We start from the raw sequence: 16,343 nt of genomic DNA, 5'->3' as shown, positions 1-16,343 counted from the left end.
TAATTTCATTCCTCTGAAACGATCTATGTTTTCAAATCCTATCGCCAGCTATCAGCAAATCGGAATCGAATCAGATGTTAGAGGAGCAGACCCTCATCGCCTGATCACTCTTCTGTTTGACGGCGCGGAGAGTGCCTTAGTCAAAGCACAAGCCCAAATCCTCGAGAAAGATTACGAAGGCAAATCCCATTCACTGAACAAAGCCATCGAGATTATTCTCGACGGCCTCTCATCCAGCCTGGATGTGGAGCAAGGCGGGGAGTTGGCGCAAAACCTGCGGGCGCTTTACGGATACATGGCCTCGCGGCTCATTCATGCCAACATTCACCTCGACTCGGAAGCGGTTGCGGAAGTGCAAAAATTGCTTGGCGAAATATCCGAAGCTTGGAAACAAATCCGCCAAGCGCCTAATAATTCCAAATGAGCGGAGATCGCCCCCCCCCGCAAGAACCGGACGTGCTTGACAGACTGCTTCAAGTTGAGCGCTTGTTGTCGCAACTTACGGATGTCGTCAAGAAGGGAAACTGGGAGACGATACCCGATATCGGGTTCGAGCTTGTCGAAAGACTGGAATGGCTGAAAACCATCGATAAAGGCTCCATGAATACCCCATTGCGCATCAAACAACTGGGTGAGATACAGCGCCAACTGGAACTCAACGCCAAATCCTGCTTGGCCCGGCTTGAGCAAATCAAGCCGTTGATCGACGCCTTTGCGAAGAAGCCAGCTCCTTCGCCAGACGACCACCGCTTGACATGATTCCGCCGGATGTTGCCAGTACGCTGCGCACAACCCTTGTCGATTCATCCAGCGCCCAGGCTCAGCAGACCCAACCAGTAGCACCAGCACAACGCATTGCTGACATACTCAGCAATCTTGTTCCTGGCCAGCGAATTTTTGCAGAAATTCAGGCCATGCTGCCGAATGGCAGTTATCGCGCAACGGTTGGCCAGCGGGATGTCACCCTTGCACTGCCTTTTTCTGCCAAACCGGGTGACAGCCTGGAACTGGAAGTTGCCGAGTCCGACGGCAAGCTGACCTTGGCGTTTGTCGCCAACCGCGCAGATACGCCGGCAAAGTCCGGCGATCCGTCAGTACCAACCTCCCTGAGTTCGGCCGGAAAGCTGATCGGCGACCTGATGCAAGGCATTGACGGAGAGGGCAAGCGCGCACCGGCAGCGCCGCTGAACGGCAATCAGGCTCTGGTAGCGACAATGCCTCGAGATGGGGCCCAGCTGGCGCCAATGCTCAAACAGGCATTGACACAGAGCGGCATGTTTTACGAAGCGCATCAGGCACGCTGGGTCGCCGGACAACTACCCACCGAACAATTGCGCCAGGAGCCCCAGGGGCGCTTGGTAGCCGAAGCATCTGGCCTGGGAAGTCCAGGACAAACCGACAAGAGCGGCGTCAACCAGCAGGTCGTCAGCCGCGAGGCTGCCTCACCGCAACAATTCCAGCCGCAGGGTGGCATTCCGCGTGACATTGCCCCCATTGTCCAGCAGCAACTTGACGGACTGGCCAGCCAGAACTTTGCCTGGCAAGGCCAGATCTGGCCGGGACAGAAAATGTGGTGGGAAATCGGCGAAAATCCTGAAGATCGCAATCTCGTCGGTGAAGAGGCTACAGCCCGCTGGCACACACGCCTGAAACTGACACTCCCGCAACTTGGCGGCATTGATGCCCGTTTGCACTTGCAGCCAGGCGGCGAACTGGGAATCCGCATTCTCTCCAACACAAGCGAAGGAGAAGGTCGTCTGCGTGAGGGTGTGACGGCGCTGCAGAATCAATTGGCAGCAGCGGGACTGAATGTTCGACAAATCCTGATTGATCATGACCCCGGCACCGAAAGCTGATCCGGCTCGCGAAGCTATTGCACTTGCTTACCGCCAGACGGATGCTGCACCACGCGTCGTCGCCAAGGGCAAGGGACTCGTTGCTGAGCAAATCATCGCCAAGGCGAAGGAGCACGGGGTTTACGTTCACGAATCACCCGAGCTTGTCGCGCTGCTGACCCAGGTGGACATTGACGAACACATCCCCCCACAGTTATACATGGCAGTGGCAGAACTCTTGGCCTGGCTGTACCGGATCGAACAGGGCGAAACCCCGGAACCACCTCCCTTATGAATCAACATGCTCGCGATAGCTACGGCACATGACAACCGCTTCTGAAGAAACATCCGTTCCGGTCTTCGAAATTGATCAGCCGGAAAATTACGGCCAGTACATCTTGAGCAATCCACTGGAAATACTGCGGCATCTGCGCACACTCCAGGAACAGCGCAATTTTGTGACACTCTACCTTGACGCCGGACGGGATTTTTTCCTGAGTACAGTGCTTGCAATCGACGAAGCGCACCAGCAGATTTTCCTCGACGTGCCGGGGCGACCGGAGCAATTCCAGCAGGCACTGAGTGCGCAGCAAACAACACTCTCCACGATGGTCGACCGGGTAAAGATCCAGTTGCGACTGGGAGTCTTGCAATCACTCCCGCTGGATGGCCGTCCGGTACTTGCCGGCAGCTTGCCGGAGCGCATGTTGCGCCTGCAACGACGGGAGTTTTTCCGCATCGAGACCCCGCGCCTTCCGCCATTGCGCTGCAAACTGGCCCGCCAGCATGCTGATGGCCGGGCCGAAGCCTTCGAGTTTCCGCTCTACGACATCAGCGGAGGCGGGCTTTGCCTGACCGGACCGATCGGTCATGCCGAAAAATTTTCGCTCGGAGAACTGTTTGCCGACTGCCGCCTGGAGATTCCCGGAGAGAGCATTTTGTCGGTCAATCTGCGGGTCCGCGAAATCTCCCGGGTCGAAACGGTCAGCGGGGAGCAGCAACTCAGGCTGGGTTGCGAATTTGTCAATCTTCCCGGGACACGGCTGACACTGATCGAACGGTACATCACCCGACTCGAGCGTGAACGCAAGGCCAAGGAAAACGGCCTGAGCTGAGCGCAAGCAACGGCATCGCCAGAGAAAGTGCCTTCTCGCTTGGCAAGAGCGAGATCTGACTTTAAAATCCGCGCCATTCGACGGAAGCCTTTTCACCACCATGCAAGCTAGCAGCATTCAATACCAGCATTTCTGGATTGAACTTATCCTCGGCGTTGTGATGATCATCGTCATTGCCACCAACCCGCTCGAAAAAGGTCTGGTCAGCACATTGATTCTCGGACTGGCGATAATGGCCAGCCGCACCATTCACCGTGGCCGGGTGGTCTCGGCCAAACGGGCACAGCAACGACGGGCACAGCAAGCAGAAATCGCGCGAAGGGAAGAGGAGCGCCGCCTCAAGCAAGAGGCGCTACGCCAAGCACAGCGGGAAGCCGCACTGAAATATCTGGACTGAGGGCAACCATCCCTCGGCCGTCAGACCTGCATGTTCATCATGTCCTGATAGGCGGTAACCAGCTTGTTGCGTACCTGAACCATTTCCTGGAAGGAAACGCTGGCCGTCTGCAGGGCGATCATTACTTCATGGAGGTTCTGGCTGGTATCGCCGGCGGCAAGTTTTTCCGCCATCTGATTGGCCGATTGCTGGGTCTCATTGACCTTGTCGATGGAATTCTTCAGGACTTCCGAAAAGTCGGTAACGCCAGCCGAACCCGCAGAAGGCTCTGCCGATTTGCCGGATGCCTGTGCTGCGGTCGACCGCAGTACGCTCAACATTTGTTCAATACCGTTGGTGTCCATTTTCCACTCCTTCAACCAAGCCTATCAGAGCAACAATCGGGCCAGAATCAATCCTGATAGTGCCCTTCCTCGCGGTATTGCTGCAACTTGTAGCGCAAGGTCCGCTCCGAAATACCCAGTCGTTCGATCGCCAACTTCCGCGAGCCACCGACCTCTGAAAGCGTCTGCAGGATGTGCTCGCGCTCCAGATCTTTCATGTTCATATTATCTCCTTTTTTATCGTTAACCGTGAAAGCCGGCGGCGCCACCGGTCTGACAGCCGCCTGCCCGCCCAGGTGCAGATGCTCAGGCTCGATACTGCTACCCGGCGCCATGATCAAGGCTCGCTGCATGACATTCTCCAGCTCGCGCACATTGCCGGGCCATGCGTGCGAAGCAAGTGCCCGCTCTGCCGCTGGTGACAGGCGTATGCCAGTTCGCCCGAAACGCCCGCCATGCTCGGCAAGGAAATGCCGGGCGATCGGCACGATATCGAGCGGTCGCTGGCGCAGCGCGGGTATCGCCACCGGGAAAACGTTCAGCCGGTAGTACAGATCCTCACGAAACCCCCCGCTGGCAACCGCTTCAGCCATGTCGCGATTGGAGGTGGCGACTATGCGGATGTTCAGGGCAACCGGCTTCTTGCCACCAACCCGCTCCACTTCCCGCTCCTGCAAAACGCGCAGCAGCTTGGCCTGAAGCCCCATCGGCATTTCCGTCACTTCATCAAGCAGCAAGGTACCTTCCTGCGCCTGCTCGAACTTGCCGGCCTGCGCCTGCTGGGCGCCGGTAAATGCGCCCTTTTCGTAACCGAACAGGGTTGCCTCAAGCAGACTGTCCGGAATCGCTGCACAATTTATGGCGACGAACGGACCGGCACGGCGCAACGAATTTCGATGAATGAAGCGAGCGACCACTTCCTTCCCAACCCCAGATTCTCCAGTCAGCAACACGGTTGCATCCGTCTGCGCAACCCGCTGCGCCATGGCGAACAGATCCCGGCTGGCGGCATCCTCGGCCACCACGCCACCATCATCACGGCTGGCCGCCAGTTCATATTTGTTGATGTGACCGAGCAAGGCCTTTGGTTCGAAAGGCTTGAGCAGGAAATCGCAGGCCCCTGAGCGCATCGCATCCACAGCTTTCTCCACCTCGGCGTAGGCTGTCATCAGCACCACCGGCAGATGCGGCAGGCGGGCACGGATTTCCTTGAGCAGGGCAATCCCGTCCATCGGCATCATGCGCACGTCGCTGACAACGATGGAAAACGCCTGGCGCTCCAGCGCCTGCAACGCCGCTTCTCCCCCGTCCACCGACACGTAGGCGCGACCGGCCAGTTCCAGGGTATCCCCGATTGCCTCGCGCAGACTGGGATCATCCTCGACCACCAGAACTGGCAAACTGTGTTCGCTCATTGTTTCAACTTTCGCTTTACGCCTCGCCAACCGGCAGCGTCATGACAAACTCGGCACCCGCAATCGTTGCCGTCGAAATTTCAATTGTTCCGCCATGCGCACGCGCCACCCCGAGCGCGATCGCCAGACCAAGACCAGTCCCCTGACCCTTGGTCGTGTAGAAGGGCTCGAAGATTCGATCCCGCTTCTCCGGCGCAATCCCGGGACCACTATCGCGCACCGACAGACTAAGGAATTCGCCGGAAAAATTGCCGGAGAGGCAAATTTTGCCGCCCGCCGGCGTTGCCTGCAGCGCGTTTTCCAGAAGATTCACCAGCGCACCGAACAGCGCCTTGCGACTGCCGACGATTATTGCCTCTGCACAGCCGTCGACCGCAACAAATTCGATCCCGTGTTCGCGCATCAGCGGTTCCATGGTCTGGACAACCTCACCGAACAACTCGCCAGCTGGAATGATGTCGCGCCCCATGCTTTCACCCCGGGCAAACAGCAACACATCCTGGATGAGGCGTTCAAGGCGGCGTAACTGGGCAGTTGCCTTGTCGGAAAACTTCGCCCGCGACTCGTCACTCATCCCCGCCTGACCGAGATTAACTGCATAGAGCAAAGCGGCGGCCAGCGGCGTACGCAACTGGTGGGCCAGGGAAGCCGCCATCTCGCCCATGGCTGCCAGCCGGTGGCTGCGCTCCAACTCTTCCTTCATGCGCTGCGCCGAGGAAATGTCGTGGATAAGCAATATCTTGCCATCACCGGAGGGCAGGACACTTTCGGCCATCGACAACCACGCTTCTCCCTGTCGCCATTCACCAACGGTCATTGCAGGTTCAAGCGTCCTGCTGACCACGTCCCCCCAATGCTCCCCGATGACACGTTCACCGAACATCGCGATGGCCACCGGATTGACCGCCGTCACACGGGCCGACGAGTCAAGCAGCACCACACCAGCCGGCAAGGCATCAAGCAGCGAAGACAAACGCTCGGAAAGCGCCTCCTTCTCGCGGTACTGTCGCCGCAACTCGCCATTCGCCACAGCCAGCTCTTCGGTCAGCGAGGCAACGCGCCCCTGCAACGCTTCGTAGGCCTGGGTCAACTCAGCCGAAACCTGATTGAACATCGCAAATGCGCGTTGCAACTCGGCAGTCTTGTCGGTAGCAGCGATGTCAACAGCGATAGGCTCAGGATTTGTCATTAAAAAGTTAGGGTGCATTCGGCGCCGGTAATAGTAGAATATTTCTAGGAAAATTTGGCTTCCTGTTTGATTCTTCTTCTGTTTCACCCTAAACGACTTGGCATTTGATGGCAGCAACAACCGAAACCACAGCAGGAACCGCACCACCGGAAAACCCGGTGGAACGCCTGCGCGAGGCTTTCAATCGTCTGAACGTGCAGCAAAAGATCGGACTGGCCGTTGCCATAGCTGCCATCATCGCGGTCATCGTTGGTTCCATTCTGTGGAATCAGCAACCTGACTTCAAGGTCCTTTTCTCCAACCTGAACGAACGGGATGGCGGCAATATCATTGCCAGCCTCGAACAGCAGAACATCCCCCATCGCATGTCCGACAGCGGAGCGATCATGGTGCCGAGCGAACGGGTTCACGAAATCCGTCTGAAACTCGCCTCTGAAGGTTTGCCACGCGGCGGCATGGTCGGCTTCGAGTTGATGGAAACCCAGAAATTCGGCATCAGCCAGTTTGCCGAGCAGGTCAACTACCAGCGCGGACTGGAAGGAGAACTGGCGCGCACCATCATGTCGATCGGCTCGGTGCAATCGGCCAGGGTTCACTTGGCTATCCCGAAACCTTCCGTGTTTGTACGCGAAGAGCAGAAGCCGACCGCATCCGTGATGCTCAATCTCTATCCCGGACGCGCCCTCGACAGCGCCCAGGTTGCCGGCATCACCCACCTGATTTCATCCAGCGTCCCGCAACTGCAGTCGGCTAACGTAAGCATCCTCGATCAGAACGGTGCCCTGCTGTCCACGCTCAAGAACAAGCTGACTGAAGCGGGACTCGACGCAACCCAGATAAAGTACGTTCGCGAGATTGAAAACAGCATTGTCGTGCGCATTGAAGAAATCCTGAAACCTGTACTGGGCACAGACAATTTCAAGGTCCAGATAGCTGCCGACATCGATTTTTCGCAAAGCGAACAGACAGCTGAGACTTTTCGTCCGAATGCGACCCCGGATGCGAGCACCATTCGCAGCCAGCAAAACAACGAGACAGCAAGCGTCAACCAAGCGGCCGGCGGAGTACCTGGTGCGCTCACCAATCAGCCCCCAGTACCGGCAACGGCCCCCCTGACCGATCCGGCCGTCGGCAACGTACCCGGCCAGCCAGCACGTCCCGGCGACATCCAGGGACGCATTGACGCAGCTGGCATCACTGCTCCGTTGAATGCTGCAGGGCAACCGATCAACACAGCCAAGAATTCGACCATCAATTACGAAGTTGACCGCACGATTCGCCACACCAAGCAGGGCATGGGTGCCATCCGCCGCCTGACCGCTGCCGTTGTCGTCAATCACCGCAAGGAAATCGATGCCAAGAGTGGCAACGAGGTCAACAAGCCGCTGGCCGATGCTGAGATGAAGCAGATCAACGATCTGGTGCGTGAGGCGATGGGCTTCAGTCAGGAGCGAGGTGACTCGATTTCCGTAGCGAACGCCCCATTTGCCGGAACCGAAAAAACCGATAGCAGCCTACCGGTCTGGAAGGACCCGGAAACAATTTCCTACGCCAAGGAACTGGTGAAATACCTGCTGATCGCTGCCATCATCGCGTTCCTGTATTTCAAGGTCATCCAGCCTTCGCTCAAGACCATGTTCCCGGCACCGCCTACGGATGAGGAGCTGGCCACTGCGGCAGGTGTCGCCGGCGCTGCAGGACACGTTGCAGTAATCGGCGATGATGGCGAAGAAGGCGAGGACCATGTGAAGATTGATCATTACGCTGCCAAGGTGCAGAAGGCGCGCGATATCGCGCAGGCCGACTCGAAGGCGGTAGCCAACATCATCAGGGACTGGATGGGCGCCAATGCCGGCTGACGACGGACTGGAAAAAAGCGCGACGCTACTGATCGCGCTGGGTGAGGATCACGCTGCCGAGGTGCTAAAGCATCTCGGTCCGCGCGAAGTCCAGAAGCTCGGCCATGCGATGGCAGCACTGAAAACTGTGCCACGTGCCGCAGTTGAAGCCGTCCTCGACGAATTCCACAAAGACGCCGAAGAGCACGCGGCCGTTCACGTGGACACGGACAATTACATCCGTTCGGTGCTGACCAAGGCACTGGGTGATGACAAGGCCTCCAATCTGATTTCCCGCATCCTGCAAGGTGGCGAGACCTCAGGCATTGAAGGCCTCAAATGGATGGATGCGCAAACCGTCGCCGATCTTATCAAGAATGAGCACCCACAAATCATCGCAACAATCCTGGTGCACCTTGAACACGACCACGCCAGCGAAATCCTCAACCATTTCACCGAGCGTTTGCGCAACGACGTCGTACTTCGCATCGCTACCCTGGAGGGTATCCAGCCGGCAGCCTTGCGCGAACTGAATGAGGCCATGTTGCGCATCCTGTCCGGATCAACCAGTGTCAAGCGCACCGCCATGGGTGGCGTACGGACGGTCGCCGAAATCCTGAACTTCATCGGCACGGCCAACGAAACCTCAGTAGTTGATGCCATCCGCGAATACGACCCCGATCTTGCCCAGAAGATTCTCGACGAGATGTTCGTTTTCGAGAACCTGATGGAAATCGACGATCGCTCGATCCAGATGATCATGCGCGAAGTGCAGTCCGATTCGCTGGTCCTGGCCTTGAAGGGGGCTTCGCCGGAATTGCGCGAGAAGATTTTCAAGAACATGTCGCAGCGTGCCGCCGAAATGTTGCGCGAAGACCTGGAGTCGAAAGGCCCCGTTCGCCTCTCGGAAGTCGAAGCCGAGCAGAAGGAAATCCTCAAGATCGTCCGGCGCCTGGCCGACGAAGGCCAGATCGTCCTCGGTGGTGCCGGTGGCGAGCAGATGATCTGACGCCATGTCCAGTGTCATCCCCAAGGAACAACTGGCAGCTTACCAACGCTGGCAGGCCAATGCGTTCGATGCGGCGCCGGCGGCGCCCGAACCAGCACCGCAGCCACCAGAACCAGAAGAGGCCGAGCCGCAGCAGGAGGGCGAGCCGGTCAGTGGCCCGCTCAATCTGCCAACAGCGGAAGACATCGAGCAAATTCATGAGCAGGCACGCAACGAAGGATTCCAGGCCGGGCTGGAGGAAGGACGAAAGGCTGCCGAAGCAGCGATGCAGGCAGACCGCGACTTGGGAATTGCCCGCATGGCAGAGTTGACCGCAAATTTCAGGGATGCTCTGGCTGAAATCGACCAGGTCGTCGCCGAACAGACGCTCGATCTCGCACTGGAAGTTGCCTCGCTGGTTATCGGCAGCACCTTGAAGGCTCGCCGCGAAATGCTACTGCCGGTGATTCGCGAAGCCCTGCAAGCATTGCCCCTGCACCATGGCAACATCACCCTGCATGCCAACCCCGAGGATATCGAGAGCCTCCGCGAAGGGATCGCCGAAATGAGCACGCAAGGCAGCATTCATCTGGCTCCGGACAGTACAGTCAGTCCCGGTGGCTGTATCCTGAAAGCAGGTCACAGCGAGGTAGACGCCAGTCTGGAAACCCGCTGGAAAAGGGTTCTCGAAGCCATTGGCGTTGATCCAGAGCAATGGCTGATTCGCTGAACGATACACACGACAGCCACCAGGCACGCTGGAACAGATTCCTTGAAAATTGCCAGCATGCCGCCGGCAATGCCCAGGCGATCTGGCCCAGTGGCCGGCTCACCCGCATCAACGGGCTGGTCATGGAAGCATCTGGTCTGAAATTGCCATTGGGCAGCACGTGCCGCATCTACCCGACCAGCGGCGCCCCCGTCGAGGCTGAAGTTGTTGGTTTTGCAGGTGAAAAACTCTACCTAATGCCCTCAGACGAAGTCTTCGGACTCGCCCCCGGCGCGCGAGTGGTGCCCTTCGACGCCCCCAACCCGCCACCTCAGGTTGACCAGCCTGGCCACATGAAGCGGCGCGCCATTGATCGAGCAAAGCAAGTCCCCGTCGGCGACGAGGTGCTGGGTCGTGTGCTGGATGGCGTTGGCCGGCCACTCGACGCCAAAGGACCGTTGCGTGCGAGCCAGGCACGGCCACTGCAAAGCCGTCCGATCAACCCGATGAGCCGGGCAGCCATCGAACAGCCACTGGACGTCGGAATTCGCGCCATCAATTCATTGCTGACGGTAGGACGCGGACAACGCATGGGACTGTTCGCCGGCTCCGGCGTCGGCAAATCCGTGCTGCTTGGCATGATGGCCCGCTATACCGAAGCCGAAGTCATCGTTGTCGGACTGATCGGCGAGCGTGGCCGCGAAGTCAAAGAGTTCATCGAGCACATTCTCGGCGAAGAGGGCATGCGACGAGCCGTCGTCGTCGCCGCCCCGGCCGATACAGGCCCACTGATGCGCCTGCAGGGTGCCGCCTATGCAACGACGATTGCCGAGCACTTCCGCGATCAGGGACGCCACGTACTCCTGATCATGGACTCGCTGACGCGCTACGCCATGGCACAACGGGAAATTGCGCTGGCCATCGGCGAACCACCCGCAACCCGCGGCTACCCACCATCGGTATTCGCCCGCCTGCCACAACTGGTCGAGCGAGCCGGCAACGGCCAGGATGGCGGTGGCTCGATTACCGCCTTTTATACCGTCCTTGCCGAGGGCGACGACCAGCAAGACCCGATTGCCGACTCGGCACGCGCAATCCTGGACGGTCACATCGTGCTGACCCGGACGCTGGCTGATGCCGGCCACTATCCAGCAATCGACATTGAGCAATCGATCAGCCGGGCCATGGTCAACCTGATCGAAAACTCGCAACTCGAGCACATCCGGCGTTTCAAAGTACTCTTTTCCCGCTACCAGCGCTCGCGCGATCTGATCGCTGTGGGTGCCTACGCCCCGGGTTCCGATCCGGTACTCGATCAATCGATCGCCATGTATCCACGCATGGAAGCCTTCCTGCAGCAAAAACTGAATGAAAAATCCGACTTTCCATCGAGCGTCGCCCATCTCGCTGGACTATTCAACTAACTAAGCCATGAGCCAGCCATTCACGCTTCAACCCCTGCTCGAATTGATGCAGAACCGTACGGACGAGGCAACACGCAAACTCGGCCAACTGATCGCCGCGGAACAAAATGCAAAGAGCCGCCTGCAGATGCTTGAACAATATCGCGCCGAATACGCCGACAAACTACGCGACGCGATCGCCCAGGGCATGACCCGCCAGGTTCTGGCCAACTATCAGGATTTTCTTGGCCGTATTGACGAAGCCATCCAGCAGCAAACAAGGGTGGTTCAACAAACCGAAAACAACACCCTGCACGGTCAACAGCACTGGAAAGAGCAAAACACTCGCCTCAAGGCCATTGATACGCTATCACTTCGACACGATGCCAAGGAAAAGCAGCGCGAGGAAAAACGCGAGCAAAAACTGCTCGATGAGTTTTCTGCAAGAAAATACGCTACCGACCCGGAGGGTCGAAACAACTGAAAAATCCGGGCACGCTGCTTGCTTTTCAACAAGCAAGCAACCTCGACCCAGGAAACAAGATGGCTATCACTGTCACCCCCACCGTACCCCTGTCTGGCGGCAGCAAAACCACGGCAGCATCCGGCAGCACCTCTTGGGGCGGCCCGACATCGGAACTGGCGGCAGGCGATTTTGCGGCATTGCTGGCCGGACAACTCATTGATCTCAGCCAGCCTATCCCCGGCATCTCGGGAGAACAGCCGCTCCCTCTTCCCGGCACAGACGTAGAAGATGCACAAGAGGAGCTGCTTGGTAAGACACGGGACGAAGAAACTGACACTACGCCGCTGAGTGCCATTGCACTATTCGACACCCTGGCCACCCGTCCCACTGGCAAAGCCGAACAATCCGACGTCAACAACAAGCGCAGCTTCGATGCACCAATCGGCGCACAACTCGGCGCAACGGACAAACAGCCTCAGAACCCGGGCGTATCCATTGCTGCCCTGCTGTCACCACGCGCCCAAGCTGCAGAAGCACTGCTCGGTAGCGGCGAAGCGGCAAAAGTTGCCGGCGAGAACCAACCCACGACCCCGACAAACTTCGCCAATACCCTGGCGGCGCAGGAGCGTACCAACAACACGATGCGTAGCGACAACCAGCAAAGCATCGCCACCCCGCTGCACGATCCGCGCTGGGCACAACAACTCGGTGAGCGCGTCGTCTGGCTGGCACGTGGAGACGTTCAAAATGCCCAGATCAACATCAGCCCAGCGCAACTCGGCCCAATCCAGATCAATATCAGCTTGAATGGCGACCAGATGTCGGCCCATTTTGTTACCGCCCATCAGGAAGTCCGCCAGGCGCTTGAAGATGCAATGCCGCGCCTGCGTGAAATGCTGTCTGGTGCCGGCATCAATCTTGGACAGGCCAATGTTGGTTCGCAAGCTCAGCAGCAACAGCAGCAGGCCGCATCGTCGCAATTCGGCGATACCCCCCGCTCCTCCAGTGAAGACGCTATACTTTCACCGGATAAGCACGCAGATTCCGGCATTGCGGGCCTTCCTGTCCAGCGGGGCAGGGGTCTAGTTGATCTGTTTGCCTGAACTCGAACCTAGAAAGGGAGAAGCATGGCCAAGGATGCAAAGCCAGCCGACGACGGGGCAGACGCCCCCCCGAAGAAAAGCAAGAAACTGTTGATTATCATCATCGTACTCGTCCTCCTGCTGCTTGTTGGAGGCGGTGCCGCTGCCTTCCTGTTGATGGGTAGCAACCATGATGAAGAACTAGACGAAGATGAAGTTGCAGAGGAAACCGTCAAGAAACCTGCCAAGAAAAAGGACAACGCGCTTCCGCCAACATTTGTGAATCTTGACCCGTTTACCGTGAATCTTGTTCCGGAGGTTGGCGATCAGTACCTGCAGGTAGCACTTTCCCTCGAACTGGACACCCCCGAATCACAGGCTCAGCTGGCCTTGCTGATGCCGCGTATCCGGAACAACGTGACCTTGCTGCTATCGAGCAAGAAAGCCTCGGAACTGCAGCCGAAGGAAGGCAAGGAAAAGCTGGCGACTGAAATCATGGACGAGATCAATGGCGGCATCAATCCGCCGACCAAGAACAAGCGAGGAGAACTCGTTCCCTCGGAAGGTCCCGTCGTATCCGTATTGTTCACCTCCTTCATCATCCAGTAAGGAGCCATGGCCGGCGATTTTCTCTCCCAGGACGAGGTTGATGCCCTGCTCAAGGGCGTCACCGGGGAGACTGACGAGCCAGAGGAAGGTGGCGGCGACGATGCGGGGATTCGTGCCTACAATCTGGGCACCCAGGAACGCATCGTCCGCGGCCGCATGCCGACGCTCGAGCTGGTCAACGAGCGGTTTGCCCGCTATCTGCGCATTGGCCTGTTCAACTACATGCACCGCAACGCGGAAATTTCGGTCGGCCCGATCCGCGTGCAGAAATACAGCGAATTCATCCGCAACCTGGTCGTTCCGACCAATCTGAATCTGGTTGCCGCCAAGCCACTGCGCGGTACTGCACTGTTCGTCTTCGACCCGAACCTGGTCTTCCTGGTGGTCGACAACATGTTTGGTGGTGATGGACGCTTCCACACCCGGGTTGAAGGTCGGGATTTCACAGCTACTGAACAACGCATCATTCAGGGGTTGCTGGGCGTCGTTTTCGGCGAGTATTCAAAATCCTGGAAACCCGTTTACGACATTCATTTCGAGTACATTCGCTCGGAAATGAATTCGCAGTTCGCCAACATCGCCACGCCTTCGGAAATCGTTGTTTCAACGTCGTTTACCCTGGAATTCGGTGGTGCGACAGCAGACATGCACATCTGCTTCCCCTATTCGATGCTTGAGCCGATTCGCGACCTGCTCTACAGCACGATGCAAAGCGATCAGTTATCCACCGACAAGCGCTGGATTGGAACCCTGCGCAAGCAGTTGCAGGGCGCTGAAGTCGAAATCGTTGCCCAACTCGGATCAGGCAAGGTTTCGCTACGTGAGATACTGAAACTCAAGCCAGGCGACGTCATCCCGATCAACATCCCGCAGCGCATCGAAGCACTGGTGGATAATGTCCCCCTGATGGAATGCACCTACGGCCAGCAAAGTGGCCAGTACGCACTGCGTGTGGAAAAATTCATTGCCACGCCACCTGAAATCAATGCCGGTGAGCCCGCGATGGGAGAAAAGAATGTCTGACGAAATGGAAAACATCGAAAACGCAGCGGAAGAACAGATCAGCGAAGACGACTGGGCTGCTGCCATGGCTGAACAGGTACCCATCGACGCAGCCCCGGCCGCCGCAGCGGCCCAGCCTGCCGACATTTTCCCCTCCTTCGGCGGCGCGATGGCTGCAGGCGGCGTGATGAACGAACTCGACATGATTCTGGACATCCCGGTCCAGATTACCGTCGAACTCGGCCGGACCAAGATCACCATCAAAAACCTCCTGCAACTGGCCCATGGCTCGGTCGTCGAGCTTGATGCCATGGCCGGCGAGCCAATGGATGTGCTGGTCAACGGCACGCTTATTGCGCAGGGCGAAGTTGTCGTCGTCAACGACAAGTTTGGTATCCGCCTGACGGATATCATCACGCCATCCGAGCGCATGCGGAAAATCAATCGCTGATAGAAAAATGGCTCGTGGGCGGCGTCGACCGCAAGAACGCTGAGGCAGGGCTTTTGGGTTTAAGATAGCGCTCCTAGCCAACACTCCAGCCAATCAACTTGCCGCGCACCGCCCTTCTCCTCTTCCTTTTGCCACTCTCCCTACAGGCCGCCGACAACCCTGCCCCGGGGATTCCTGCCGGCACTTATCTACAGGCGACACTGGCGCTACTGCTGATTGTCGGACTGCTGTTAGGTGCAACCTGGGCAGCGCGCAAGGTTTCCGGTGGAAAGATGTTCGGCCAGGGCAACATGCGCGTCATCAGTGGCATCGCGCTCGGCCCCAAGGAGCGTATCGTGCTGGTCGAAGTCGAGGATAACTGGCTGGTCATTGGCATCGTACCCGGACAAATCCGCACTCTACACACACTGCCCAAGGGGCTGGATATAAATCAGACGCAGGCAGACGATAGCCACACACCTCCGCCATTTTCCGAATGGCTCAAGACAATCCGGGAGCGGCGCAGCAATGCGGAATAAAGTAGTAAAGGCACTGCTCCCGGGACTGCTGTTCTTCAGCACCCAGGTTTTGGCCCAAGCCGCACTGCCGGCCTTTACCAGCACACCCGCCGGCGCCGGTGGCACGACTTACAGCCTGACCATTCAGACACTGCTGCTGCTGACGGCGATGACTTTCATCCCGGCAGCAGTGCTGATGATGACCAGCTTCACCCGGATCATCATCGTGCTCTCGCTGCTCCGTCATGCCATGGGCACCCAAACTGCGCCACCCAACCAGATCATTGTCGGCTTGTCGCTGTTTCTGACTTTTTTCATCATGTCGCCGACACTCGACCGCATTTATACGGAAGCCTACGTTCCGCTATCGGAAAACCGGATCAATGTCATGCAGGCAGGCGAGCGAACCATCGAGCCACTGCGCGCGTTCATGCTCAAGCACACACGAGAAGCCGATATCGCGATGTTCGCCGGGGTCGCCCGGATCACCAATATCGAGAAACCGGAGGATGTTCCCCTGCGCATCCTGATTCCCTCCTTCGTCATCAGTGAACTCAAAACAGCATTCCAGATCGGTTTCGTCCTGTTCATCCCCTTCCTGATCATCGATATGGTGGTAGCCAGCATCCTGATGTCGATGGGCATGATGATGATGTCGCCAATCATGGTTGCCTTGCCATTCAAGCTGATGCTTTTTGTCCTGGTCGACGGCTGGCATCTGATCATTGGTTCACTTGTTCAGAGTTTCAACATATGACCCCAGGCACTGTCATGGAAATCGGCCGCCAAGCCATCGAAACAACCCTGATGTTGGCGGCACCCATGCTACTGACAGCTTTGGTAGTAGGCCTGATCGTCAGCATTTTCCAAGCCGCTACCCAGCTCAACGAAGCAACGCTGCAGTTTGTACCCAAGCTGGTGGGGATATTCCTGGTCCTGATACTTTTTGGCCCATGGATGCTGCAATACATGATGGACTATATCCAGCGACTTTTTGGCAGCATTCCACAATTGATCGGCTAAG

At 57.7% G+C, this 16,343-nt stretch carries 21 protein-coding genes; 18 read left to right on the top strand and 3 right to left on the bottom strand.

The genetic code is table 11. From position 1 onward, the window contains the following. Positions 1-25 precede the first annotated feature (25 nt). The 6 genes from fliS (at position 26) to BJN45_RS04265 (ending at position 3,347) form a co-directional block, all read left to right on the top strand. Positions 26-424: a flagellar export chaperone FliS gene (gene fliS, locus BJN45_RS04290; RefSeq protein ID WP_076092353.1), complete on the top strand. Its 399-nt coding sequence runs from the start codon at positions 26-28 to the stop codon at positions 422-424. Between the two features lie 32 nt (positions 425-456). Continuing rightward, entirely contained in the window at positions 457-759 is a 303-nt protein-coding gene (locus BJN45_RS04285; protein WP_139326282.1) for a hypothetical protein, read from the top strand. Positions 760-914: 155 nt separating this feature from the next. After that, entirely contained in the window at positions 915-1,856 is a 942-nt protein-coding gene (locus tag BJN45_RS04280; protein ID WP_076092349.1) for a flagellar hook-length control protein FliK, read from the top strand. After that, on the top strand, positions 1,834-2,130 hold the full coding sequence (locus BJN45_RS04275; protein ID WP_076092347.1) for an EscU/YscU/HrcU family type III secretion system export apparatus switch protein: 297 nt from the start codon (positions 1,834-1,836) through the stop codon (positions 2,128-2,130). Before BJN45_RS04280 ends, BJN45_RS04275 begins: the two co-directional genes overlap by 23 nt. A gap of 28 nt (positions 2,131-2,158) precedes the next feature. Continuing rightward, positions 2,159-2,950 (top strand): flagellar brake protein, encoded by a 792-nt coding sequence (locus BJN45_RS04270; RefSeq protein WP_076092345.1) that lies wholly within the window; start codon positions 2,159-2,161, stop codon positions 2,948-2,950. A gap of 100 nt (positions 2,951-3,050) precedes the next feature. After that, positions 3,051-3,347, top strand: coding sequence for a hypothetical protein (locus BJN45_RS04265; protein ID WP_076092343.1), 297 nt, complete (start codon positions 3,051-3,053; stop codon positions 3,345-3,347). 20 nt (positions 3,348-3,367) lie between these two features. Here BJN45_RS04265 and fliE read toward each other — a convergent pair whose 3' ends face one another. Genes fliE through BJN45_RS04250 form a run of 3 tightly spaced genes read right to left on the bottom strand, consistent with a single transcriptional unit; the run spans position 3,368 to position 6,199 of the window. Then, entirely contained in the window at positions 3,368-3,691 is a 324-nt protein-coding gene (gene fliE, locus BJN45_RS04260) for a flagellar hook-basal body complex protein FliE (RefSeq protein WP_076092341.1), read from the bottom strand. A gap of 47 nt (positions 3,692-3,738) precedes the next feature. Beyond that, a complete protein-coding gene (locus BJN45_RS04255) occupies positions 3,739-5,085 on the bottom strand; it encodes a sigma-54-dependent transcriptional regulator (RefSeq protein ID WP_076092339.1) in 1,347 nt (448 codons plus the stop codon). A 16-nt stretch (positions 5,086-5,101) separates the two neighbouring features. Beyond that, positions 5,102-6,199 (bottom strand): sensor histidine kinase, encoded by a 1,098-nt coding sequence (locus tag BJN45_RS04250; RefSeq protein ID WP_240494486.1) that lies wholly within the window; start codon positions 6,197-6,199, stop codon positions 5,102-5,104. A 182-nt stretch (positions 6,200-6,381) separates the two neighbouring features. On the opposite strand from BJN45_RS04250, the gene fliF reads away from it, so the two are divergent. The 12 genes from fliF (at position 6,382) to fliQ (ending at position 16,342) form a co-directional block, all read left to right on the top strand. Next, positions 6,382-8,133: a flagellar basal-body MS-ring/collar protein FliF gene (fliF, locus tag BJN45_RS04245; RefSeq protein ID WP_076092335.1), complete on the top strand. Its 1,752-nt coding sequence runs from the start codon at positions 6,382-6,384 to the stop codon at positions 8,131-8,133. Then, on the top strand, positions 8,123-9,121 hold the full coding sequence (gene fliG / locus BJN45_RS04240) for a flagellar motor switch protein FliG (protein WP_076092333.1): 999 nt from the start codon (positions 8,123-8,125) through the stop codon (positions 9,119-9,121). The genes fliF and fliG overlap by 11 nt, the downstream gene beginning before the upstream one ends. 4 nt (positions 9,122-9,125) lie before the next feature. Continuing rightward, a complete protein-coding gene (locus tag BJN45_RS04235) occupies positions 9,126-9,830 on the top strand; it encodes a flagellar assembly protein FliH (RefSeq protein WP_076092331.1) in 705 nt (234 codons plus the stop codon). Continuing rightward, positions 9,815-11,233 (top strand): flagellar protein export ATPase FliI, encoded by a 1,419-nt coding sequence (gene fliI / locus BJN45_RS04230; RefSeq protein WP_076092329.1) that lies wholly within the window; start codon positions 9,815-9,817, stop codon positions 11,231-11,233. Before BJN45_RS04235 ends, fliI begins: the two co-directional genes overlap by 16 nt. A gap of 7 nt (positions 11,234-11,240) precedes the next feature. Then, positions 11,241-11,696 (top strand): flagellar export protein FliJ, encoded by a 456-nt coding sequence (fliJ, locus tag BJN45_RS04225; RefSeq protein ID WP_076092327.1) that lies wholly within the window; start codon positions 11,241-11,243, stop codon positions 11,694-11,696. Positions 11,697-11,755: 59 nt separating this feature from the next. Then, entirely contained in the window at positions 11,756-12,781 is a 1,026-nt protein-coding gene (locus tag BJN45_RS04220; RefSeq protein ID WP_076092325.1) for a flagellar hook-length control protein FliK, read from the top strand. Positions 12,782-12,805: 24 nt separating this feature from the next. Further along, positions 12,806-13,369: a flagellar basal body-associated FliL family protein gene (locus BJN45_RS04215; RefSeq protein ID WP_076092323.1), complete on the top strand. Its 564-nt coding sequence runs from the start codon at positions 12,806-12,808 to the stop codon at positions 13,367-13,369. 6 nt (positions 13,370-13,375) lie between these two features. Beyond that, positions 13,376-14,392, top strand: a complete 1,017-nt coding sequence (gene fliM, locus BJN45_RS04210; protein WP_076092321.1) for a flagellar motor switch protein FliM — start codon at positions 13,376-13,378, stop codon at positions 14,390-14,392. After that, entirely contained in the window at positions 14,385-14,822 is a 438-nt protein-coding gene (gene fliN, locus BJN45_RS04205; protein WP_170873017.1) for a flagellar motor switch protein FliN, read from the top strand. Before fliM ends, fliN begins: the two co-directional genes overlap by 8 nt. 98 nt (positions 14,823-14,920) lie before the next feature. Then, positions 14,921-15,340 (top strand): flagellar biosynthetic protein FliO, encoded by a 420-nt coding sequence (gene fliO / locus BJN45_RS04200; protein WP_076092319.1) that lies wholly within the window; start codon positions 14,921-14,923, stop codon positions 15,338-15,340. Then, on the top strand, positions 15,330-16,076 hold the full coding sequence (gene fliP / locus BJN45_RS04195; protein WP_076092317.1) for a flagellar type III secretion system pore protein FliP: 747 nt from the start codon (positions 15,330-15,332) through the stop codon (positions 16,074-16,076). Before fliO ends, fliP begins: the two co-directional genes overlap by 11 nt. Further along, a complete protein-coding gene (gene fliQ, locus BJN45_RS04190) occupies positions 16,073-16,342 on the top strand; it encodes a flagellar biosynthesis protein FliQ (RefSeq protein WP_076092315.1) in 270 nt (89 codons plus the stop codon). Before fliP ends, fliQ begins: the two co-directional genes overlap by 4 nt. Position 16,343 lies beyond the last annotated feature (1 nt).

The organism is Azonexus hydrophilus, from assembly GCF_001956855.1.
GTDB lineage: Bacteria > Pseudomonadota > Gammaproteobacteria > Burkholderiales > Rhodocyclaceae > Azonexus > Azonexus hydrophilus_A.
Note: the sequence above shows the minus strand (reverse complement) of the source record. Positions and strands in the feature narration are given on the sequence as shown.